Origin of the sequence: Xenorhabdus taiwanensis (assembly GCF_036512875.1) — a bacterium.
GTDB classification, from domain to species: Bacteria; Pseudomonadota; Gammaproteobacteria; order Enterobacterales; family Enterobacteriaceae; genus Xenorhabdus; species Xenorhabdus taiwanensis.
The window spans coordinates 76,340-99,020 of record NZ_AP028978.1; the positions used below are offsets into that span (position 1 = coordinate 76,340).

Genomic DNA, 22,681 nt, shown 5'->3' on the forward strand with positions numbered 1-22,681 from the left:
TAATTTTACTCAATTAATATTTACGCAAGTCGATGAATAATGGTGTTTTTCCACTATGTTTATTGTGGTGAAATTCAGTGCTTGAAGTGGAAATAACGTCTAAATTCAGCAGGTTTCCTTCAACAACTTCGGCAATTTTGGGATCTTTCAATAAGTTTTGGCGCACAGCGAGGGGATCGGCATGATCAACCAAGAGTTGAATGCTATCGACCCCATCACTGCCATGATTGATGATCCATTGCACGGGTAATGCCAGTTGTTCAGATAAATCAGCAAGATTGAAAAAAATACTGCCTACCCGTAACAGAGAGCCATGGCGTTCCTTAAGTCGGAAGCGTGGTGAAGTCAGACCACAAGAACAAGGTTGATTAATCCAGCAACCGAGATCCCCCAAATCGTAGCGTTGGACGGGTTGTGCCTTACGGTGGCGGGAAGTGAATACCAGACGACCCGTTTCACCCTCTGCCACGGGTTGATCATTCTCTATATTGAGAATTTCCAGCCATTGAGTATCAGCCATTAAATGGAAAACACCGTCCTCACTGGCTGCGCACGCATGACCCATTGGCCCAGCGTCGACGGAACCGTAAATTGTTGAACGTATCAGGGTGATACCAAAGCGGGTCAGGAAGTTTCGTTGGTTTATATTGAGGTGTTCACCCCCCAGTAATAACTTACGAATACCGCCATATTGACGTAGTTTGGTTTCTTCATTTAGAAATAACCGATGTATCGTGCTTGGCATACCTACCAGTGTATTAATGCGTTGATGTACAATAAAATCAGCGATTTCACTAAAGTCATTATCAGTAGGGCCACCCATTGGATATTGGGTCACTCCCAATTTATCCAGAATGGTGAAGAAGCTCATCATGCCGCCGTACAACTTGCCGCCATACAACAGGTTCATGACGCGATCGGTTGCAGGTTCAAGACCTGAGGCGAATACGCCATCGGCTGCGGCCAACATCTGCCTGTGGTAATCATGGTAGCTATAAGCCGCCAGCTTAGGCGTGCCACTACTACCGCCACTGCGGAAAAACAGGCGAGCCTTATCGTTAGGAACTAACGTCTGAAAATCTGCCTTATTCATGACAGGCAGATTTTCTAATCCGCGTGGACTTGGTGGAGGCACATCAAGATGAGCGCAACCTGCCATTAAATTAGGCGCAAGGCTGACAGATACTCGCTTGGTAAGGCGTGATAGTGCGTAGACTCCATCGTGTGGTTCACCATGATAGCCGTCATGCATATTTCCCGCCGGTGTGATACGGCTGACACCCGCAGCGAACAGGGTATGACTCATTTCGGTGATATGCTCTTGATGGGTAATCAACGCACAACTTTGCAGATAGTTACGCCAAGGCAGCAAAATAGTGCACAGATGCTGACGCGGAGCAGGGCGTATCTGCAATGTACGGAACAAAGGGGACGCCGCTAATTCCTCTTCGTGTCGCCATATCACTCGCCAGCCGTCGGCTTGCCATATTTCACCGCGTACCTGTGTAAATGCGAAATCGAGTTGTTGGAAAGCCGTTTGAGTCGTAATTTCAGCAGATTCCTGAATATCCGGTTTCAGGGCTGGATGTAATCCGGCACGGCGTTGCAGCGCGGCTGCCATACGTTGTCCAATATGTTGTAAAACTTCAGGATCATCGCTATCGACCAGTAAACATTGCGGACTGGAACAGGCTTGTTGGTCATAACGACAGATATCATCAGCCAATGCATCCAATTGGGTATCATCGGCGGCGTCAGGACTTAACCAGGCAATACTGATACGGTGCCCCCAATCTATCCAGCGGCAACCTGCGGGTAGTTGAGCACGAATGGATGCCAGGGAAGAATCGCTTCCCCAGGCAGAAACCGCATCAGCCTGGCTGAACAGCTCTGCCAATTGCGTTACTGGCAACGGTAAGACTGCTACCCGAGCAGCTAAATCACCTGAAATATCATGAGCCAAAAATTCTGCCAGCAGTTGTGCACTAAACCCGTTATCGCTGCTGCTGGGACGTAACCAGTTAATATTACCCACCAGTAAACTCTCTATTACGGCCATAAAAGGCAGAAGTTCAGCATTGGAAGGCGTAATATGAACGACCAGACCTAATGGCTTCCAGGTCTCATATCGGTTTTGGTTATAATCGAATCGACGCAGTGAAAAAGGGTTTTGCCCAAGTTCCCGCTCCAGTTTGGTTTCCAGTGCTTCACGTTGGCAAAAAGCGATAAGCGATTCTCTGATTTGGGCATCAAACAATGGATGTTCACCCAGATTGGCAAGATATTCGGCAAAGCGTTGCGCGCAATCAAGTACCTGCTCAGAAGTATGGGGGTGTGCCAGCAGATCAGGTAAATGCTCACGCAATTTCGCGATTTCCTGCCCTGCCAATTGTTCTGAAACCATCGGATTATTCATGATTTTTACGGAAGACATATCAAGATCTCTTAATCAATTCTGAAGCGGCAATCGCACAACTACGGCCTTTGCTAGTGCCAGCGCGGCCAAGCAGTTCAAACCAATCTGTTTCAAGTTCACAACCACAGCTTTCACCGCAATGCAGCACAGCCAGGTCGCTTGTAACGATGCTGTGGGCTGGGCAGGAAGTGATATAAGGTGATGTAAAATGCAGAAAACCTGGCTCTCCATAAGGTTGGCAGGTCAAGGTGGTAGTATGGCGTACATAAGCACGGGCATAGACTGGAACATGGAAATTATGGTGAGAGCATTCAACATAAGGGACTGGATGTTCCACGGAACCATAACCATCGCGACAACGAATATCAGGGATACCCAGTTGTTTGGTTATCTGTTGATACAGTTCTTTTTTAGGAATGGATTTATCGGCATGTGTTTTCCAGCCTCCACCAAGAAAAACCAGCGATTCAGGATGCAATTTCAGTGCCGGCAGCCCCATTTGCTCCATCCTTTGCAGGGTGAACCATAAAAAGGCAGGGAAACCGAAAATCCGCACAGGTAATCCTTCCTGAGCGAACTGCTGGAGTGCCGTAATAGTACCGAAGGGGTCGAATTCATTACCTTGTCCGTTATGGCGCAAAGCATAATAAGCCCGATTTACCGGAGCATATTTACACAGGAATTGATCAGTATAATCTGTACCCAGAGTGACGGCACCAGCGGGTTCGTAGCTAAGCAGCAGGTAGTTACAGGGTTGATCAGGAGTATTCCAGCCATAATAATCAAAAATAGAGTCCACCATATGCTGAGCGGCTGTAATACTTTCCGTATCGTAGCGCATGCGACTTTTTTGTCCGGTGGTTCCCGAGGAAGTCAGCTCCAGCGCATCTTGTGCACTATCGCTGAGTATCAAATTACGTTTGAAATAATTGGCAAATAGCAAAGGCAGACTTGACCAATCATCAAGCGTTATTAATGCCTGTTTATCCAAACCATGCTCTGCCAACCATTGCTTGTAACCAGGGGTATGTTCGCAGTGATATAGCGTCAGTTCACACATGGCGTTGTTAAATAATGCATCATATTCGGTACAAGCACGGTAAGGATGTGTGATAGCACACAGTGCTTTAACGTGAGGTAAGTTTTGCATATCAGCACTCATTCTTCAGTAACGGCGACAAAGTATTTATATTAAAAATTTTCAATAAAATGATTATTGGCGATCTGGTGTAATCAATTTTTATAGTCTTGTTTTATTAGTTGTTATAATAAAACAAATGTCTTTTTCAGTTTTAACTTCGGATGTTTTGGTGGTGTGATATGTTTATTTTTGACAAAATTTCAGTTTATTTTGCTGATGATCTGTAATTTATTAGATGGCAATTGCTGTTTTTTCTATTTTTGTAGTTAATGCTATCCTATGTTTTCGGTGCGCATTATTCCAAACTAAATAGTGATGATCAAACTGTTTTTCTAATATTTTGTTTATTTTCTGTGTTTAGTGTAATCATTGTTTAACATGCTATTTCATTATTTATTATTATATAATGACTTATTTTGGCGCATGAAAGGGTCAGGAGGATTAGCTTAACATTCATGAAATAGCGACCACCTCCTAAAGGGAGGTAGTCTAAAGAAGGTTTTATAAAAGAAGTCACTTTGTGATTTGAGTGGGGGATATACCAAGTTCACTGGAAAGTTGTTTCTGAGTACAGGATAAAACGTGTAAGGCCAATTCTACAAAAGCTTCACTCGTCATGGCTTGGTTCTCGTAGTAGTTTTACTGAATAATGTGATTTTCTACGCAAACTGCTGTGTGACTACTCACCAAAGCCTGCGCACAAGCCCACGCCGAACTCCATGCCCACTGGAAGTTATACCCACCAAGCCAACCGGTTACATCGACCACTTCACCAATAAAGTACAATCCCTTCACTTTATGGGTTTCCATCGTTTTTGATGACAACTCATGAGTATCCACGCCGCCAAGAGTCACTTCCGCCGTGCGATAACCTTCCGTACCATTGGGTTGCACCTGCCAGCATTGCAGGGTTGTGATTAGTGCTTTTTGCTGTGTGGAATTAAGTTGTTTCAGGGATAGTTCCGGCAACTGCCCAAGAGACTGCAAACATTCCACCAGACGTTTAGGCAGTAATTTAGCCAGTGTGTTTTTCAAACTCTGGTTGGGATGGGATTCTCGCTCTTTATCCAGAAAACTCCCGAAATCTGTATCAGGAAGTAAGTTAATACTCACATACTCACCAGGCTGCCAATAGCTGGAAATCTGCAAGATAGCTGGGCCAGAAAGTCCGCGATGGGTGAATAGAATATTTTCCCTGAATACGGTGCCATCTTTTGCGGTCACGACAGAAGGAACTGAAACACCGGAAAGGGTTTGAAGTTGTTCCAGTAGTGGCTTATGCAAGGTAAAAGGAACTAATGCTGCTCGTGTAGGCAGGATATTGAGTCCAAATTGTTCCGCGATACGGTAACCCAAAGGAGAAGCTCCCAGGCCAGGCATGGATAAACCACCGGAGGCTACAACAAGTGAGTGTGCGTTTACTTGTCTTCCTGTTACTGTAATGACAAAACCCTGCTCTTTCTTTTCGACCTGAGTCACTTCACTACGCAATCGGATTGTTACCTGTCCTATTTCGCACTCTTTCAAAAGCAGGTCTATGATTTGTTGCGCGGAGTCGTCGCAGAAAAGTTGTCCCAATGTTTTTTCGTGGTAAGGGATGCCATAACGTTGTACAAGATCAATAAAATCCCACTGGGTATAGCGAGCAAGTGCTGACTTACAAAAATGGGGATTGGCGGAAAGGTATGCTGTCGGTTCGGTATATATGTTGGTGAAATTGCAGCGCCCTCCACCGGACATCAAAATCTTGCGGCCAGCTTTTTTGCCATTATCCAGTACCAGAACGTTTAATCCAGCTTGCCCTGCTTGTGCAGCACAGAATAAGCCGGCAGCGCCAGCACCAATAATAATTACATCAAATTTTTCCATTCATTTATCTCTTTTAGCCGAGTTAATTGTGGGAATTCACTGCATTGTGAGGGCTCTGTTCACGAACTACGGAGAAAAATAGGTATTTGGTTTAAACTTCCTGCGGTAAAAAATTATTTTTCATCAAAAAAATATCAAAATATTAAAATTAAATAACTCTTTGATATAATTAATAAATGCAAGAATTTTTATGCCATTTGACCATCATTAAATCAAAAAAAGGTCATATTTCTCTTTTCCCGCTAACGTTTGTCACTGATAATGCGCGCGTTCATGTCCTACTAACTGGCTTAACGTTTATGCTACATCTGTTTACTGGCCTGGAATTTTATACCGGCCTTATGTTAGTGCTTGCTCTGTTGTTTGTGCTTTTCTATGAAGCCATCAATGGGTTTCATGATACCGCAAACGCAGTAGCAACTGTTATTTATACCCGGGCAATGCGTTCACAGCTTGCTGTTGTGATGGCAGGGGTTTTTAACTTTTTGGGTGTTCTCCTTGGTGGGCTAAGTGTCGCTTATGCGATTGTGCATCTGCTACCTACGGATCTTCTGCTAAATGTCAGTTCAGCTCACGGTTTGGCTATGGTTTTTTCCATGCTGCTGGCGGCGATCATCTGGAATTTAGGTACGTGGTATTTCGGCATTCCTGCATCCAGTTCCCATACGTTGATTGGTTCTATTATCGGCATCGGCCTGACTAATGCGATAGTAACCAGTTCTTCAGTGGTTGATGCGTTGAATATTCCGAAGATGATACAGATTTTCATGTCCTTGATCCTGTCTCCTCTTGTTGGCCTGATCATTGCCGGAGCGATGGTATTTTTACTGCGTCGCTATTGGAGTGGTACAAAAAAACGTCGTCGTATCCATATGACGCCTGTTGAGCGTGAAAAACAGGATGGTAAACGTAAACCCCCATTCTGGACACGTACTGCCCTGATCCTCTCTGCTGTTGGTGTGAGTTTCTCCCACGGAGCGAATGATGGTCAGAAAGGTATCGGTTTGATTATGCTGGTTTTGATTGGCGTCGCACCTGCGGGGTTTGTCGTCAATATGAATTCAACCAGTTATGATATTGCTCGCACTCGTGATGCCGTTGTCCACTTGCAGCAGTATTATGGGCAGCATGCTCCAGCGCTGACTCATGCGATTGAGCTGAATCCAGCCGTTTCTTCTGTTGAAGAGCAGCTAGATATGACGTTCCATTGCGATAGTTCACGCGCTTTAGTGGTGCTGAACAAGGCTGAAAGCATGTTGGCGAGTATTCAAAATTTCAACGAGTTAACGCCGGATCAACGTAACAGTATGCGCCGTATGTTGATGTGCGCCGCTGATACGACCAACGTTGTGGCTAAGCTGCCAGAAACCAGTCTTGAAGATGCACGTTTCCTGAATAAGTTGCGTAAAGATCTGCTAAGTACGGTGGAATATGCGCCATTATGGATCATTGTTGCCGTGGCTCTTGCCTTATCTTTGGGCACAATGGTTGGCTGGAAACGTGTTGCTGTGACTATCGGTGAGAAGATTGGCAAAAAAGGCATGACTTATGCCCAAGGTGTTTCTGCACAGGTGACTGCTGCGGTTTCCATTGGTGTTGCCAGTTATACCGGTATGCCGGTATCCACGACACAAGTGCTCTCTTCTGCGGTAGCGGGGACGATGCTGGTTGATGGTGGTGGTGTGCAGAGCAAGACCATCAAGAATATCATGTTGGCGTGGGTTTTGACGTTGCCGATTTCCATTGCATTGTCAGGCTTACTGTATTGGATCGCCTTGAAACTGATCTAATCACATCTTAGAAAAAAGGGTTGGCTGATCGTTATTGCAAGCCAACCTTTTTTATTTTATCTCAGATCACCATCGCTACCAGACATAGCAGCACAACGCCACATAGCATTTCTGTCAATATAAATTGTTTTCTCATCCTTTCGCACAACAAGACGACTTCAGGGTCGTGATGGTTGATATAACGTTGTGAATTGATATAACGCACGAGCCGAATCTGTTTATCGAATTGACCATTAGCTTTAAAAAAACCATTCCCATCAACGGATTGATACAGCAGAGGATCTGACTCGCGTAAAATTGACAAAAGTACACGGAGCGAAGAAAAATAACGAATTATGTTAATAATGCAGCTAAGGAAAACTGCCCAAAATAGTGCCGTGGTATTGAACATACTTCCCCCTCCTGATCGTGGCAACAATAGTTGCCAGCAAAAGAAGAAACCAACCGGAAACGTTTTTATTTGAATAGTAACTATATTAAATATTAGTTAAAAATACAGTGTTCAGCGGGTATTATCGTAAGGTATATAATCTGCTATTGTGGCTGGTTTGAAAGTAAAACAATAAGTTGTGATCACAACAACACTCAAAAGACACATTGAGCGGTTATAGTATAAACATCGAATCATGGCGTTTAATGTTGCCAATCCATTTAAACGACGTTATGGAAGGAGTTCTTATGGCTTACAAACATATTCTTGTTGCGGTTGATTTATCTCCAGAAAGTCAGATTTTGGTGGAAAAAGCTGTATCATTGGCGAAACCGTACAATGCCAAAGTTTCCCTGATCCATGTTGATGTTAACTACTCTGATCTTTATACCGGCCTGATTGACGTAAATCTTGGCGATATGCAGGAGCGTATTGCCGATGAAACCCGTAACTCCCTGAAAGAACTCTCTGCCAGTGCAGATTATCCCGTTCAGGAAACGTTGAGTGGCAGTGGTGATTTAGGACAAGTCCTTGTGGATGCGATTAAGCAATACGATATGGATCTGGTTGTATGTGGTCACCATCAGGACTTTTGGAGTAAGTTAATGTCTTCAGCTCGCCAGCTTATTAACACTGTTCATGTTGATATGTTGATTGTACCTTTGCGTGATGAAGAATAATCTTCGGTTGATATTTTATTCCGTAAAATCGCCTGCTTATGCAGGCGATTTTTTTATCCCCAAAAAAGATAATGAAACTGGTTTAGAAATTGTCAAAGTTATTTTTGAGAAAATATCTAAAAAATAGTTGTTGAAATTTAAGCATAGAACAGTGCTATATTCAGAAAGCAAACCGTAATTACCTCACATTTTCGACAAAAAAATAATATGGAAAATGGCAGGGGGTCATCACATCTGAATGACAAAAAGGAAGCCCAAATGAATGTTTCATTATCTTTAGTTTCATTTCTCGATTCGGTTCAATCCCGTAATCCGCATCAACCAGAATACTTACAGGCAGTACGAGAAGTGTTGACCTCTCTCTGGCCTTTTCTGCAACAAAATCCGCAATATTGTGAGCAAGGGTTATTGGAACGTCTGGTGGAGCCGGAAAGAGTTATCCAATTCCGCGTCTGCTGGGTGGATGATCACGGAAAAGTACAGGTTAACCGCGCATGGCGGGTTCAGTTCAGCTCTGCTATTGGGCCATTTAAAGGTGGGATGCGTTTTCATCCTTCTGTTAATCTTTCTATCCTGAAATTTTTAGGCTTCGAGCAGACGTTGAAGAATGCGTTGACAACGCTGCCGATGGGAGGCGGAAAAGGGGGTTCTGATTTCGATCCCAAAGGGAAAAGCCACGGTGAAATTATGCGGTTCTGTCAGGCATTGATGACAGAACTTTACCGTCATCTGGGGCCAGATACCGATGTACCTGCCGGAGATATTGGTGTAGGCAGCCGTGAAGTAGGTTTTATGGCGGGTATGATGAAAAAACTGTCGAACAACACGGCGTGCGTTTTTACGGGTAAAGATCTGTCTTTTGGTGGTAGCCTGATCCGCCCTGAAGCCACCGGATATGGGCTGGTTTATTTCACCCATGAAATGCTCAAACGGCATGGTATGGAACTTGAAGGTATGCGGGTATCTGTGTCCGGTGCGGGAAATGTCGCCCAGTATTCTATTGAAAAATGTATGGAACTGGGGGCGAAAGTCGTCACAGTATCGGATTCAGGCGGTACGGTATTGGATGAAGAGGGTTTTACAGCGGAAAAACTGACTCATCTTCAAGAGATCAAAAACCAACGTTACGGCCGTGTGGAAGAGTATGCCAAAGAGCGTGGACTGACTTTCCTAAAAGGCCAGGATCCGTGGTCTATTCCTGTGGATATTGCCTTGCCTTGTGCAACGCAAAACGAACTGGATTTGGAAGCAGCAAAAACATTGATTAAAAATGGTGTAAAAGCGGTTGCGGAAGGAGCCAATATGCCAGCGACGATTGAGGCTACCACGGCTTTCCTTGAAGCAGGCGTTTTGTTTGCACCGGGTAAGGCGGCTAATGCGGGTGGCGTGGCAACTTCGGGTCTGGAGATGGCACAGAACGCAGCGCGTCTAAGTTGGAAAGCGGAGAAAGTGGATATTCGCTTACATCACATTATGCTCGATATCCATCAGGCTTGCGTAGAATATGGTGGAGAACAGAAACAAACTAACTACGTACAAGGCGCGAATATCGCTGGCTTTGTCAAAGTAGCGGATGCGATGTTGTCACAAGGCGTTGTTTAGACGAGTCATTATTTAAACAATTATCTGTGTAGCCAGATAATTTAAAAACCCCATGTTTTGCATGGGGCTTATTTTTTCTAACAAGGATAAATATCGAAACGGTGGTTTTTGGTGGTAATGGCGGCGGAAGCTTTAACACCTGCTAGCGGTTCGGCATAATCTGGTCGTTTCACTACAACACGACGCTTTGCCAATGTCCGGGCTGGTTCCAGCAAGCTGTCAGCATCTTCATCTGCCCCGACCAGCGACTGGAAAACCCGCATCTCTTTTTTGACCAGCGCGCTTTTTTGTTTATGTGGATACATAGGATCAAGATAAACCACATCTGGCGGCGGTGTAATATCCGTCAAAGCCGTAATGCTTGAGGCATGGATCAGCGTCATGCGCTCTTTCAGCCAGCCACCAATCTCTTCATCCTGATAGCCTCGTTGTAGACCGTCATCCAATAATGCGGCTACCACAGGGTTGCGCTCTAACATCCTGACATGACAGCCAATAGAAGCCAGCACAAAAGCATCGCGTCCCAATCCAGCGGTAGCATCCACAACATCGGGTAAATAATCTTTCTTGATACCGACTGCTTTTGCAACGGCTTCGCCACGACCACCACCAAAACGGCGACGGTGTGCCATTGTCCCGCTGACAAAATCGACATAAATCCCGCCCAGTTTAGGTTCATCGCGTTTGTGCAATTCCAGCCGTTCGGGAGTCAATACCAATGCCATGACTGATTCTTCATCGTGGATCAGATCCCAACGTTCAGCCAATCGCGATAAGGCGCGGTGATCAGCGCCTTCTTCACAAATCAAACAAATTTTCACTGGTTTTATCCGCCGATGCCGTAGCTTTCGAGCATTGCATCCAGTTCTGGTTCACGACCACGGAAGCGGATAAACAGAGTCATTGGATCTTCTGAGCCGCCACGGGTCAAGATATTGTCGAGGAATGACTGACCGGTTGCGCGATTGAAAATTCCCTCTTCTGAGAAGCGAGAATAAGCATCGGCTGCCAGAACGTCCGCCCACAGATAGCTGTAATAACCCGCTGCATAGCCACCATTAAAGATATGACTAAAGGAGTGCGGGAAGCGTCCCCAATCTGGTGATGGTACAACCGCAACCTGTTTTTTCACTGATTGCAGCATTTGCAGGATGTGCGCCCCTTTAGTGGGATCATATTCCGCATGCAGACGGAAATCGAACAGACCAAACTCAAGCTGACGCAGAATTCTCATTGCGGCCTGATAGTTTTTGGCGGCCAGCATATTATCCAGCATCTCTTGTGGCAGTGGTTCCTGAGTCTGATAGTGACCGGAGATAAATGCCAATGCTTCCGGCTCCCAGCACCAGTTTTCCATAAACTGGCTTGGACACTCTACCGCATCCCACGGTACGCCACTGATGCCGGCAACATCCAAGGCTTCGATCTCGGTCAGCATGTGGTGCAGGCCATGCCCAAACTCATGGAATAGTGTGGTAACTTCATCGTGCGTAAACAGAGCAGGCTGATCACCGACTGGCTTGTTGAAGTTACAAGTCAGATACGCGACTGGATTTTGCAACTCGCCAGATGCATGACGCATTCTGCCGACATAACTGTTCATCCATGCGCCACCGCGTTTATGTTCACGGGCGTAAAGATCTAAATAGAAACTGCCGCGCAATACCTGCTTATCATCATACAGATCAAAGAAACGAACATCAGGATGCCATGTATCTACATCATGGCGCTCTTTGGCGGTGATGCCATAAATGCGGCGAACCACTTCAAACAGCCCTTCCAGTGCCCGCTGTTCAGGGAAGTAAGGACGCAGTTGTTCATCATCAATGGAGAAATTGTGCTGCTTTTGCTTCTCGCTGTAATATGCCAGATCCCACGCTTCCAGCCCATCAACACCGTGGTGAGATTTGGCGAAGTCAGTAAGTGCTTCCAACTCTTCTTGACCTTGTTGGTGGGCGCGTTTGGCCAGATCGTTCAAAAAATCGAGCACTTGCTGAGGGGTTTTAGCCATTTTGGTTGCCAGCGAACTTTCAGCATAGTTCTTGAATCCCAGTAATTGGGCCAATTCATGACGTAATGCGAGTAGTTCCGCCATCACTTCACTGTTATCCCATTTTCCGGCATCTGGTCCTTGATCGGAAGCACGGGTTGTATAGGCGTAATACATTTCTTTGCGCAGCTCACGATTATCGCCATAGGTCATGACTGGCAGATAACTTGGCATATTGAGAGTCAACAACCATCCATCCAGCTCCCTGGCTTCGGCGGCGGCCTTGGCTGCGGCTTTGGCACTTTCAGGCAGACCGGCCAGATCGCACTCGTCGGTAATCAGCTTGGTCCACCCCATAGTGGCATCCAGCAAATTATTGCCGAACTTTGCACCCAGCTCAGATAAACGGGCAGTAATTTCACCGTAACGCTTCTGTTTCTCTTCTGACAAACCAATGCCAGTCAACTCAAAATCACGCAAAGTATCTTCAACAACCTTGCGCTGTGGCTGGGAAAGGGTTGTGAAGGATTGGCTTTCTCTCAGAGATTTGTAGGCTTGATATAACCCTTTGTGTTGCCCCAACCAGGTATCGAATTCAGAGAGCAGGGGCAGGCTTTGCTCATAGGCTTCGCGAAGCTCTGGACTATTCTTGACCGCATTCAGGTGTTCGACTGGCGACCACATACGGGAAAGCCGATCTTTCTCTTCTGAAATGGGTTGGCACAGGTTATCCCAGGTAAAAGTGGAGTTTTCGGATAAAACCTTCTCAATTAATTGGCGGTAATTGGCTAACGTCTCTTCCACAGCAGGCACGACATGTTTTGGTTCGATTGCAGAGAACTCAGGCAATGCAGAAGATGTCAGTAGCGGATTAGTCATAATGAGCGCCTTATATGTATATTTGGGTATAGGCTGAAACCAGCCCCGCATCCCAATGGGTTGTTGACGATAGATGGGGATAAGATATCGTGAGTTCAATGCTAATGCTGCACTTTTATGCGAATAATGAGGCTCTTTTTCTATCAGAGATCTGTGAAGCCACGGAGACGTTTAGATATTATTGGCAACGAGTGATAACCCCTGCTCTTCATCAATGTTGTTAATGGAAGATCATCGTCTCCGGTGGGGCGGCTGGGCTGCATAAATTTTTCCATTCAAATATTGGCAAATAATGCGAAGAAAAATAGTTGGTTTTTATCCAGATAATGTAAAGATTTCATCTCGTAGTTTATGGAGACAATTCCGTGCGCATGAGTAAATATATTTTTACGGGCAACAGAACCATTGCCGTAATCTTCCAGCACATGTAGTCCCGCAGATTTGATCAAATCCATTAAGGAGTTGGCATAGTCGAGTGTGTCTTCACTGATGGTTAGAATGCGACAGGTAACGGACGAAGCTACTTCGGAAAACTTCAATCGGCATCATTAACATAATTTTTTATAAAAACTCCAATGAAAGGAAGACCTTCCTTGGCATCCTAATTATTTATTATCAAATCGGTTTCTCTATCCCATTATACAGTGTATCAAGTTGATGAATGCGTTGGCGGTAACTTTGTAGCAAACAGGCTGTATCACCTTTGCACTTTTGACGCTGTTTCAGCCATGCAATTTGGTTATCATGCATTTCGCCAGATACGCCCATGGCAAACAATCCTTGCAGAAAGTGATATTTTACACTTAATTCCACGTCCAGATCATTTAGCTTTGGGTTTGAACAAATTGCTTTTTCATTTGGTGCCTTAGCTTTGGCACAGTCAAAACTGGCAGCAAAACTGAGTGGAGAGAAGATAAATAATATAAACCAGAGATATTTCATTTAATCCTCCTATGTTCCTTAATTTGCTATTGCAGGTATTTTTACTCTTGATTAAAGTACTATCCAATTGATAGCTAAGGCTAATGTTGTAACAGCTATATCTTTCACATTATCGACGAGAATAACATTAGGATATTCCTTTTTTTTGATATTCGGATAAAGAAGTTCTATGAACTCACGATTTGCTATATCGGCCAGTTCTTTAATGCTGAAACCAATTGTTGTAGGGCAGCTTACTGCTTGTATAGCGTCTTGGGTCAGCGTCCACTCTAACTCAAAGTATTGCTGTGGTGCATGGTCATGCATTTTTTTAAGTTGGTCTTTAGACATTACGTTTATGTCATTTGTATTAGAATACTTATGATACATATTTAATTCACTAAGAAGAAAAAATCCTGCATCTTCATATTCACCTAAATCAATATTAGACTCTTTATCTTCTACAAAGAATAAAACGGCTGAACGGGTTCCATTAGCTGTCAGAGTATTGATAGTTGAATCAGAAACTTTTCCTATACCATTATGATAGTATAAATTTTTAATGGTAGATAATTTATCAAACAAATCAAACCACTGATCTTTGTTAAAATGACTATATGTCTTAAAAAAACCCACATCTAAATTAAGGGAATGGGAAAGTTTTATCATAATCAATTCATTGTTAGATTCCATAAATGAATTAATTTCATCAATAATAGAGTCAATTGATTCACCATTAGCACCTTCCCAAAAGAAACCCAATTTTTTATAGTGTCCAGTAAAGAAATTTTTATCGCTAAGGACTGGTCTGATATCAAAATATCTTATACCTAATTTCAACTGATTTAAGATATTATTTGACTGAGTTAATGTATTACATTCTGAGGCTAAATGTGTACTCCATGTAGAGACACTCATTCCTGCATCGTGAGAACCAGAGATACAGATTTCTTTTAGTGAGTGGTTTCCTAAAATGTTAAGGTGTTCTTGCATCCAGGATTCAGTGTTTATATTAGGTCCTATATAATTACCAACATCACCAATAAGGAATAAATAAGTTTTTCCAGATTGTACCCAACCAAGGCTGACTGCAGAACCTTTTTTATGTTTGTGTGTTTCTAAATTTTCCAAATAGACTTCTACATCGAATCGTCCAAGCTCATCTTTATACCTTCCACGTACTCTGAAAGTACTATTTACTGAATCCATTATTTGGAATGCTGCATCAAAATTACAATTTTTTATATCAAGTCCATTGAGAGATGAAATATTAAAATGTTGACAAAATCTAGATTTAATTGGGTATGGGATGTCTTGGATTTGCATAAGTTTGGAAGATACGGATGTAATTTTCCAATCGGAATTTGTGCTATTAATTAGCATGACATCTGAATATTGAGACATGATTATTCCCCTTGTTAAAAATAATTAAATGTTATTATTTATGTGGGTTACTTTTAAGTATAGCAGAAATTATCAAATGTCAAGTTGGATTTAAAGAATGTTATTATATTGAACAAGCATGAAATTTTCTTATATTTCAAAAAATTCCTTGAAAGAAGGAATACCATACTTCGCCTTATTTTTAGCGAAGTATGGTATTTAAAGTACTTTATAAATAATTCATTATAACAAATGACAATATATAAATAATAGTATCATTTGGATATTAAATATATTGATTCATAAGGTTTAATTTTAATCTCATGATCTATCGTTGCAGGTGATGGGTAATTACTCATCAATACCTGCCATTCTTTGCTTAAAAGTGCAGGTTCTGGCGTCCAAAGTTGAGTTTCATCGCTTAGGTTTGCAATAACCAGCAAGGTTTGATCCTGCCAACGACGCAGATAGCACCACAGCGACGGATGTTCTGGTAGCAGATCCAGATAATCACCGTATGTCAGAATGGGCTGTTGCTTTCTCAATTTAATCAAATTGTGGTAGCAATAGAAGACGGAATCTTCATCCTGTAATACGGTTTCGGCATTGATCTCTGAGTAATTACTGCAAGGCGCAATCCACGGTGTTCCGGTGGTAAAACCCGCGTTTGCTGAATCATTCCATTGCATGGGGGTTCGGCTGTTATCACGGGATTTCTGCGCCAGAATTGCCAGTATATCTTCTGGTTGCATGCCTTTTTCAATACGCTCTTGATACATATTCAGGCTTTCGATATCCCGATAATCTTCAATGCGCGTAAAGTGAGGATTTGTCATGCCCAGCTCTTCGCCCTGATAAATATAAGGCGTGCCTTGCATTCCGTGCAGCACCATCGCCAGCATTTTAGCGGATATTTTGTGGTTCTGGTGTTCATCCCCGAACCGGGAAACAATGCGCGGTTGATCATGGTTACACCAAAAAAGCGCATTCCAGGCTTTTTGGTGCATACCCTGCTGCCATGTTGCGAAAATCTTTTTCAGTTCAACGTAATCTGGTTTTGCCCGAGTCCATTTTTCTCCGTTTGGATAATCAACTTTTAGATGGTGGAAATTAAATGTCATGGACAGCGTCGTTCCATCCAAGGCAGCATAGCGTTGGCAGTTCTCAAGGCTGGTGGATGACATTTCACCAACAGTCATCAATTCTTTAGGCTGGAAAACATCACGGCTCATTTCTTGCAGAAACTCATGTATCCGCGGGCCATCGGTGTAGAATCGGCGACCATCTCCGCGATCATCATTAGGGTAATCTTGCTGTTTTGAGACAAGGTTAATGACATCCAGACGCAAGCCATCAACACCACGATCAGCCCAGAATTCACAGATTTTTTTCAGTTCAGCGCGAACCGGTTCATGTTCCCAATTTAAATCAGCTTGTTCAACCGCAAACAAATGGAGGTAATATTGTTGGCTGTCTGCATGCCATTGCCATGCATTACCACCGAATTTGGATTTCCAGTTATTGGGTAGGGAACCTTCGGAACCCTCTCGCCAGATATAAAACTGGCGGTAGGGGCTATTAATGTCTTGTGCTGCCTGGAACCACGGGTGTTGAGTTGAAGTGTGGTTGAAAACCATATCCAAAATAATGCGAATGCCACAGCGATGGGCGTTTTGCACCAAATTATCAAAGTCCTCCATGGAGCCATAATCAGGATTGATGGCACAGTAATCAGCGACATCATAGCCATTATCAACCTGCGGAGAGGGATAAATCGGTGTGATCCAAATAGCCTCAACGCCGAGTTGTTGTAGATAATCCAGCCGTTGGGTGATCCCGTTGATATCTCCTGTGCCGCTACCGGTACTATCCTGAAAACTTTTTGGATAAATTTGGTAGATAACACTATCCATCCACCATGGTTTTTGTTCTGTCATAAATAGATACCTACAAAATTAATTGGCCTGTTCATTGGGTAAGATCGCTTTACGTTCATTTCTGCGATAAGCCAGAATGGTCAGCAAGAATGGCACAACAATCGCGATGAGCATGGCAATCAGATAAATCATCCAGAACTGTGGCTTGATAGAAAGAATTCCTGGTATTCCGCCAACGCCGATACCATTAGCAATCACATGGTTGAGCCCACAAACCAGTCCAGCCAGAGCTGCGCCAATCATCGCGCAGAACATAGGGTAACGGTATTTAAGGTTGATACCATACATGGCGGGTTCGGTTACGCCCAGATAGGCTGAAATTGCCGCAGGAACAGAAATTTCGCGTTCTTTTTGTTTCTTGCTTGCCCAGACAATGCCGAGAACAGCAGAACCTTGGGCGATATTAGATAGCGCAATAATAGGCCAAATCGGTGTTCCTCCGGTGCTTTGGATCATTTGCAGGTCGATGGCCAGTGTTGTTTGGTGTACACCCGTGATAACCAGTGGGGCATAGAAGAAACCAAACAAAGCGGCTCCGATAGGGGCAAAGCTACCTGTCATTAGACTTTTAACAACCCAGGCAACACCATCCCCGATAGCGCGTCCGGCAGGGCCTATCAGGGCGTGGGCAAGGAGGACAGCCAGTACCAGAGAAACCACAGGGACAATCACAAGATAGAGATAGTCTGGTACCCATTTTTTCAGCCGCGTTTCAATCCATCCCAACGTTAGGCCGGCTAACAGGGAAGGAATAACCTGTGCCTGATAGCCAACCTTAGAAATGGTAAACCAGCCGAAATTCCAGATTTCAGGCGTTTGTTGTCCAAGCAGGTAAGCATTCATCAATTGCGGGGAAACCAGGGTAATACCGAGAATAATCCCCAGAATGGGTGTTCCGCCCATTTTTTTGACGGCAGACCAACAGATACCTACAGGAAGGTAGAAGAATACGGCTTCACCGATTAGCCAGAGAAAATCATAAACACTCTGCCAGACAGGATAGAGTTGCGTGAGCGATTTGCCTTCACTAAACGGGATATCGCCGATCAGGTTACGAAAACCGAGGATTAAACCACCGCTGATCAGGGCTGGCAGTAAGGGGAAGAAGATCTCAGCAAAATGTGAAATTGCACTTTCATACCATTTCATATTTTGGCGAGCAGCTTGCTTAACTTCTTCTTTATTAACAGATTGTTTCCCTGTGGTTTCAAGCAGTGCTTTGTAATAAACATCCACATTCGTCCCAATCACGACCTGAAATTGTCCGGCATTAGTGAAGCATCCCTTGACCATTGGTAACTCTTCAATGGCTTTGGCATCGGCATTTTCTGGTGTATTAAGAACGAATCTGAGGCGGGTGATACAATGACTGACGGAAGCGATATTCTCTTTACCACCAATCAAGGTAATAAGATTATCAATATCCTTTTGATTTATTTGTTTTTTCTTCATGCCTTTTCTCCTTGGTGTGGCAGGAGTTATAAATGATGGAGTTTTGCGATTAACAGAATGATTATTCTCGAGGTGAGATAATGAATAGACTGAAATAATAGCAGGTCAATCCTAGACAGATTTTTATATTTTGAATATGAAAAGTTGCTTTGTTTGAGTTTTAGATCACACTTTAGGCCATTGATTTGAAATTAAAGGTTTTTTTATATTCATGGTGCTTATTATTATCGGGTTTTTAGCTTTTTTTGGTATTAATAGATGTCGGTTATGAGTTCATACCATCAGTTGGTAAAATATCAAAAATTGTATACCTCATAACCGACATTTAGTCAGCAAATACACCAAATAACCAGTCACATCATTTTAATATCCATAATTGTTTCAATCGCGCCACTTCGTAAGCATCTCTGCTTATTAGGCGTCACATGAACAGCTTGACTAACGGGCAGGACAGGAATACCAGAGCCTAAGAAGACCGGAATGGTGGTAATAAACAGTTGTTGTAACTCTCCGGCATCGGCAAAACTTGCGGCAGTCTTACCTCCCCCAATTACCCAAACATCTTTCCCTTTAGCTGCGACTTTTGCTTTGGTGGCAATATCTTGGGGATTATCTTGAGTGATAATGGCATTAATGTTGGCAGAAATCGTTAAGTTTCTTGAGGAGAGGATAAAGGAAGGAGTATTTTGATATGGCCATTCACCCGCAGCATTTTTCATAATCCACTCATAGGTTCCAGCTCCCATAATTGTGGCTCCGATATTTTGATAAAACTCATCATAAGACGTTGCGTCATTGCCTGGAGGGAAATCATATAACCAACCTAATTCATGGTTTTTAGTAGCAATATAACCATCCATTGTGGCGGCAACATAATAGATGAGTTTTGACATGGCTTTTCCTTATTTTTGTACATAGGGCTATTAATCATGGGAAGGTTATGATGCCTGATCAGATAAATAATGATTATATACGCCCTAGTTACTTTAGCAGGCGAGCAAAAAGATGATTAGTCTTTTTGAGTTTTCCACCACTGATATAGAGCTTCAATATCCGATGATGTCATCAGCTTCATTGCTGCCTTAAGTTGTTCTAGTGACCAGTTCCACCACTGCATTTCCAATAGCAAGGTAATGTATTCATCAGAAAAGCGTTTTCGGATCACTTTTGCCGGATTACCACCAACAATGGTGTAAGGTTCTACATCTTTAGTCACCAGCGCACGAGTGCCAATGATGGCACCATCACCAATTTTTACGCCTGGCATAATGATCGCTTCCGCACCAATCCAGACGTCATTGCCGATAATGGTATCCCCCATAGGTTGGTAGCCATCTTGTGCATCGGCAAAGGCGGGTTCTTCCGGCATATAAAAAAACGGAAATGATGAAACCCAATCCAGGCGATGCCCTTGGTTGCCAGCCATCATAAAGGCGACACCTGTACCAATGGAGCAAAAGCTGCCGATGATGAGCTTATCAACATTGGTTAAATCAGGTGATAAATAACGGGCACATTCGTCAAATGAATGACCGTGATAGTAACCGGAATAATAACTGAAACGGCCAACCTGAATATTGGGATTGGTAACCTGTTCCGCTAATGTTTTGCCCTTAAAGGGACTGTCGAAATAGTTTTTCATAGGGTATTTATTTCATTATGTAATCCGCCAAAACGTCGGTAATACGCGGCGGTGGGTTGAGGTAATTGGCCAATGGTCGTTTCGCAACGTTCACTGACGTAGCGTGTCGCAGCAAGGCCAATGTGCTGATAAATATTTATACACAAATTACGGGCAATTTTCCCTTCCCATTGTGCGGGCAACAGGGCATCAGGCAGCAGTGGGTCGCGCAGGACTATGCGGCGGTAAAAGTGGATCAGCAGCAGGCGTAATTGGAAACAGCGTTCTGGTGTCAGGTCGTCCTCATGGCAATCCCGCAGCAGTGTCATCAATGGGCGGAAGGAAACAATAAATTCGTGATAGTGTTGTGATAGCTGCTCCAGTGACCAATTGTTAGAGACGAGTTCTTTCAAGTTCTGTTCCGAACGTGGGTAAGGATAATCAGCACGGAAATAGATGACAGAATCGCTGGCGTTGAGCTCTCCCAACAGGGAAGGAATGTCTCTTTGGGAATGACTTGGTGCGGCGAACAGGGTGCTGTTAAATTGCGCGAACCCGAACCAGACCAGCTCTTTTCTTAAACGGTTACGTTCATTTTTGGCGCTGCCTTCCAGTAGCAGCAGATCCCACTTGCCATCCCATTCTGGCTGCTCATTGAGATAAATTTTATCCTCTGCATGACGAAATTGATGCATTCCCCGCTCGGCAATGCGGTAATAACTGCGTCGTCCTAGTTTTTCTACTGTAAGCCATCCCTCTTTTTGCAGCCTGAATACGGATGTTCTCACGAAACGGTCACTAAACCCCATCGGTTCCAGCAAGAGGCTCAAACTGCCAAGCCAAACTTCACCGCCACGGTGATTCAGGGCGTCCCCATATAAGGAGATGATCAGCGATGTTCCGCTGACAGGCTGTGCATTGAGTGCGTGTTGGATAAAATCGTCAAGTTTATGTGCCATAGTTTCTGTGATTTGCTCAAAAGTATGTCATAACGTTAGCATAACTGTATCAATAAGCTTAATCGATACGCTTAGAGAAAACCCTTCGGAGCAACATACTGTTGGAAAAAATACCATTGAAAAAGGTGCCACCGCTGTTTCATCGCATTTCACTTGCGGTGGCAAAAAGTTATTCGCATGGTCGGTTGTCGATTACCCGTATTGCTTTACCTTCTGAGCGTGGAATGACACCACAATTGACGATGCTGACATCGGTACTAAGTCCTACTGTCGATTTTATGTGATGGCGCAATTGATGACAGAGGTTGCAACGTTGTTCGTGGTTCAGCAGATCTGGCTCTTTCAGTTCAACTTTGACTGACAGGCTGTCATGGTTACCCTCGTGGTTGACTTCCAATTGATAATGAGGGGAAAGCTCCTTAAAGCGTATAATCTGTTCTTCTATTTGTGATGGGAAGACATTGATACCACGGATAATCAGCATGTCATCGGAACGTCCGGTGATCCTGTCCATGCGACGCATATTGCGTGCTGTACCAGGTAATAAGCGTGTCAGGTCGCGGGTGCGATAGCGGATCACGGGCATGGCTTCTTTGCTCAGGGTTGTGAGAACCAGTTCTCCGGTTTCGCCATCTGCCAGATTATTCAGGTTGTCAGGATCAATGACTTCCGGGTAGAAATGATCTTCCCAAATGGTAGAGCCGTCGGCGTATTCCAGTGATTCCATGGCAACGCCTGGCCCCATCACTTCGGACAGGCCGTAGATATCCAATGCTTTGATGCCCAGACGTGTTTCAATTTCAGTACGCAAAGCGGCTGTCCACGGTTCTGCGCCAAAGATGCCAATACGTAAGGAGCAGGTGCTGGCATCCCCACCCATTTGGCGCTCCAGTTCATCCAGTAAAGTCAGGCAGTAAGAAGGCGTCATCATAATGATGTCGGGCTTGAAGTCCATAATCAGTTTCACCTGTTTGAGGGTGTTGCCACCAGACATCGGAATGACTGTTGCCCCCAGCCGTTCGGCGCCATAGTGTGCTCCTAAACCTCCCGTGAACAGGCCGTAACCGTAAGCAATGTGAACTTTATCTTTGGCACTGACTCCGGCGAAGCGCAGACAACGGGCAATGATATTTGCCCACGTGTCGATATCCCGTTGGGTATAACCTACCACAGTCGGACTTCCGGTCATGCCGGATGATGCGTGGATGCGCACGACCTGCTCCATCGGGACGGCAAAGGCATCAAAAGGGTAGTGTTCCCGCAGATCTTGCTTGGTGGTATAAGGAAATTTGGTGATGTCACTGAGTTGCTTAAAATCACTCGGATGGACACCTGCTGCATCAAATTTGTGGCGGTACATGGGCACGTTGCTGTAGGCGTGGTTGAGGGTCCATTGCAACTGGTTCAATTGCCACGCCTGAATTTCATCGCGTGACGCAAATTCAATAGCGTCCAGAGGTTGTGCAGAGGATTTTTTTAGGTTTTGTACGTTGTTGCTCATAGTTTCCTGTCCTTTTGTTGATTTGTTTGTAACAGGTTGCTTTTGTCGTTATGTGCACGTAGTGATATGCAGGTGTTGGTTAAGTCAGGTAACTGTGTATCAGTTTATTG

18 protein-coding genes are annotated in these 22,681 nt (G+C 44.1%); 3 read left to right on the forward strand and 15 right to left on the reverse strand.

All coding sequences use genetic code 11. The features are described from left to right. Positions 1-13: 13 nt before the first annotated feature. The 3 genes from ACE1SE_RS00330 to ACE1SE_RS00340 form a co-directional block, all read right to left on the reverse strand. A complete protein-coding gene (locus tag ACE1SE_RS00330; protein ID WP_374052171.1) occupies positions 14-2,434 on the reverse strand; it encodes an acyl-CoA reductase in 2,421 nt (806 codons plus the stop codon). A gap of 1 nt (position 2,435) precedes the next feature. Then, the gene (locus ACE1SE_RS00335) at positions 2,436-3,566 is read right to left on the reverse strand and encodes a LuxE/PaaK family acyltransferase (RefSeq protein ID WP_374052172.1); all 1,131 of its coding nucleotides are present in this window, start codon (positions 3,564-3,566) and stop codon (positions 2,436-2,438) included. Between the two features lie 630 nt (positions 3,567-4,196). Beyond that, a complete protein-coding gene (locus ACE1SE_RS00340) occupies positions 4,197-5,426 on the reverse strand; it encodes a BaiN/RdsA family NAD(P)/FAD-dependent oxidoreductase (RefSeq protein WP_374052173.1) in 1,230 nt (409 codons plus the stop codon). 299 nt (positions 5,427-5,725) lie between these two features. Here ACE1SE_RS00340 and pitA point away from each other — a divergent pair, with 299 nt between their 5' ends. Further along, positions 5,726-7,216, forward strand: a complete 1,491-nt coding sequence (pitA, locus tag ACE1SE_RS00345) for an inorganic phosphate transporter PitA (RefSeq protein ID WP_374053542.1) — start codon at positions 5,726-5,728, stop codon at positions 7,214-7,216. A 61-nt stretch (positions 7,217-7,277) separates the two neighbouring features. On the opposite strand, the gene uspB is transcribed toward pitA, so the two are convergent. After that, complete coding sequence (gene uspB / locus ACE1SE_RS00350; protein WP_374052174.1) at positions 7,278-7,607, reverse strand: universal stress protein UspB; 330 nt, start codon at positions 7,605-7,607, stop codon at positions 7,278-7,280. A 287-nt stretch (positions 7,608-7,894) separates the two neighbouring features. On the opposite strand from uspB, the gene uspA reads away from it, so the two are divergent. Together uspA and gdhA are read left to right on the forward strand one after the other, a co-directional pair. Beyond that, on the forward strand, positions 7,895-8,326 hold the full coding sequence (gene uspA, locus ACE1SE_RS00355) for a universal stress protein UspA (RefSeq protein ID WP_074023319.1): 432 nt from the start codon (positions 7,895-7,897) through the stop codon (positions 8,324-8,326). 258 nt (positions 8,327-8,584) lie between these two features. Beyond that, positions 8,585-9,928 (forward strand): NADP-specific glutamate dehydrogenase, encoded by a 1,344-nt coding sequence (gene gdhA, locus ACE1SE_RS00360; RefSeq protein ID WP_374052175.1) that lies wholly within the window; start codon positions 8,585-8,587, stop codon positions 9,926-9,928. Between the two features lie 77 nt (positions 9,929-10,005). On the opposite strand, the gene rsmJ is transcribed toward gdhA, so the two are convergent. The 11 genes from rsmJ to paaK form a co-directional block, all read right to left on the reverse strand. Continuing rightward, positions 10,006-10,749 (reverse strand): 16S rRNA (guanine(1516)-N(2))-methyltransferase RsmJ, encoded by a 744-nt coding sequence (gene rsmJ / locus ACE1SE_RS00365; protein WP_374052176.1) that lies wholly within the window; start codon positions 10,747-10,749, stop codon positions 10,006-10,008. A 5-nt stretch (positions 10,750-10,754) separates the two neighbouring features. Beyond that, the gene (prlC, locus tag ACE1SE_RS00370; protein ID WP_374052177.1) at positions 10,755-12,797 is read right to left on the reverse strand and encodes an oligopeptidase A; all 2,043 of its coding nucleotides are present in this window, start codon (positions 12,795-12,797) and stop codon (positions 10,755-10,757) included. Between the two features lie 275 nt (positions 12,798-13,072). Then, complete coding sequence (locus ACE1SE_RS00375; protein ID WP_374052178.1) at positions 13,073-13,336, reverse strand: hypothetical protein; 264 nt, start codon at positions 13,334-13,336, stop codon at positions 13,073-13,075. Positions 13,337-13,412: 76 nt separating this feature from the next. Beyond that, positions 13,413-13,739 carry a lysozyme inhibitor LprI family protein gene (locus ACE1SE_RS00380; protein WP_374052179.1) on the reverse strand — a complete coding sequence of 109 codons (327 nt, stop codon included), beginning with the start codon at positions 13,737-13,739 and terminating at the stop codon, positions 13,413-13,415. Between the two features lie 51 nt (positions 13,740-13,790). Then, positions 13,791-15,122, reverse strand: a complete 1,332-nt coding sequence (locus tag ACE1SE_RS00385; RefSeq protein ID WP_374052180.1) for a PI-PLC domain-containing protein — start codon at positions 15,120-15,122, stop codon at positions 13,791-13,793. Positions 15,123-15,376: 254 nt separating this feature from the next. Then, positions 15,377-17,038 (reverse strand): alpha,alpha-phosphotrehalase, encoded by a 1,662-nt coding sequence (treC, locus tag ACE1SE_RS00390; RefSeq protein ID WP_374052181.1) that lies wholly within the window; start codon positions 17,036-17,038, stop codon positions 15,377-15,379. A gap of 18 nt (positions 17,039-17,056) precedes the next feature. After that, positions 17,057-18,490, reverse strand: coding sequence for a PTS trehalose transporter subunit IIBC (treB, locus tag ACE1SE_RS00395; RefSeq protein ID WP_374052182.1), 1,434 nt, complete (start codon positions 18,488-18,490; stop codon positions 17,057-17,059). Between the two features lie 353 nt (positions 18,491-18,843). Beyond that, positions 18,844-19,383 (reverse strand): dihydrofolate reductase family protein, encoded by a 540-nt coding sequence (locus tag ACE1SE_RS00400; protein ID WP_374052183.1) that lies wholly within the window; start codon positions 19,381-19,383, stop codon positions 18,844-18,846. Between the two features lie 116 nt (positions 19,384-19,499). Beyond that, positions 19,500-20,132: a type B chloramphenicol O-acetyltransferase gene (gene catB, locus ACE1SE_RS00405; protein ID WP_374052184.1), complete on the reverse strand. Its 633-nt coding sequence runs from the start codon at positions 20,130-20,132 to the stop codon at positions 19,500-19,502. Beyond that, on the reverse strand, positions 20,129-21,070 hold the full coding sequence (gene paaX, locus ACE1SE_RS00410) for a phenylacetic acid degradation operon negative regulatory protein PaaX (protein WP_374052185.1): 942 nt from the start codon (positions 21,068-21,070) through the stop codon (positions 20,129-20,131). Before paaX ends, catB begins: the two co-directional genes overlap by 4 nt. 169 nt (positions 21,071-21,239) lie before the next feature. Beyond that, positions 21,240-22,571, reverse strand: coding sequence for a phenylacetate--CoA ligase PaaK (paaK, locus tag ACE1SE_RS00415; protein ID WP_374052186.1), 1,332 nt, complete (start codon positions 22,569-22,571; stop codon positions 21,240-21,242). Between the last annotated feature and the right edge of the window lie 110 nt (positions 22,572-22,681).

Coding starts and splice junctions, on each gene's coding strand:
- ACE1SE_RS00330 (WP_374052171.1), bottom strand. CDS start 2,434: ATGTCTTCCGTAAAAATCATGAATAATCCGATGGTTTCAGAACAATTG.
- ACE1SE_RS00335 (WP_374052172.1), bottom strand. CDS start 3,566: ATGCAAAACTTACCTCACGTTAAAGCACTGTGTGCTATCACACATCCT.
- ACE1SE_RS00340 (WP_374052173.1), bottom strand. CDS start 5,426: ATGGAAAAATTTGATGTAATTATTATTGGTGCTGGCGCTGCCGGCTTA.
- pitA (WP_374053542.1), top strand. CDS start 5,726: ATGCTACATCTGTTTACTGGCCTGGAATTTTATACCGGCCTTATGTTA.
- uspB (WP_374052174.1), bottom strand. CDS start 7,607: ATGTTCAATACCACGGCACTATTTTGGGCAGTTTTCCTTAGCTGCATT.
- uspA (WP_074023319.1), top strand. CDS start 7,895: ATGGCTTACAAACATATTCTTGTTGCGGTTGATTTATCTCCAGAAAGT.
- gdhA (WP_374052175.1), top strand. CDS start 8,585: ATGAATGTTTCATTATCTTTAGTTTCATTTCTCGATTCGGTTCAATCC.
- prlC (WP_374052177.1), bottom strand. CDS start 12,797: ATGACTAATCCGCTACTGACATCTTCTGCATTGCCTGAGTTCTCTGCA.
- ACE1SE_RS00380 (WP_374052179.1), bottom strand. CDS start 13,739: ATGAAATATCTCTGGTTTATATTATTTATCTTCTCTCCACTCAGTTTT.
- ACE1SE_RS00385 (WP_374052180.1), bottom strand. CDS start 15,122: ATGTCTCAATATTCAGATGTCATGCTAATTAATAGCACAAATTCCGAT.
- treC (WP_374052181.1), bottom strand. CDS start 17,038: ATGACAGAACAAAAACCATGGTGGATGGATAGTGTTATCTACCAAATT.
- treB (WP_374052182.1), bottom strand. CDS start 18,490: ATGAAGAAAAAACAAATAAATCAAAAGGATATTGATAATCTTATTACC.
- ACE1SE_RS00400 (WP_374052183.1), bottom strand. CDS start 19,383: ATGTCAAAACTCATCTATTATGTTGCCGCCACAATGGATGGTTATATT.
- catB (WP_374052184.1), bottom strand. CDS start 20,132: ATGAAAAACTATTTCGACAGTCCCTTTAAGGGCAAAACATTAGCGGAA.
- paaX (WP_374052185.1), bottom strand. CDS start 21,070: ATGGCACATAAACTTGACGATTTTATCCAACACGCACTCAATGCACAG.
- paaK (WP_374052186.1), bottom strand. CDS start 22,571: ATGAGCAACAACGTACAAAACCTAAAAAAATCCTCTGCACAACCTCTG.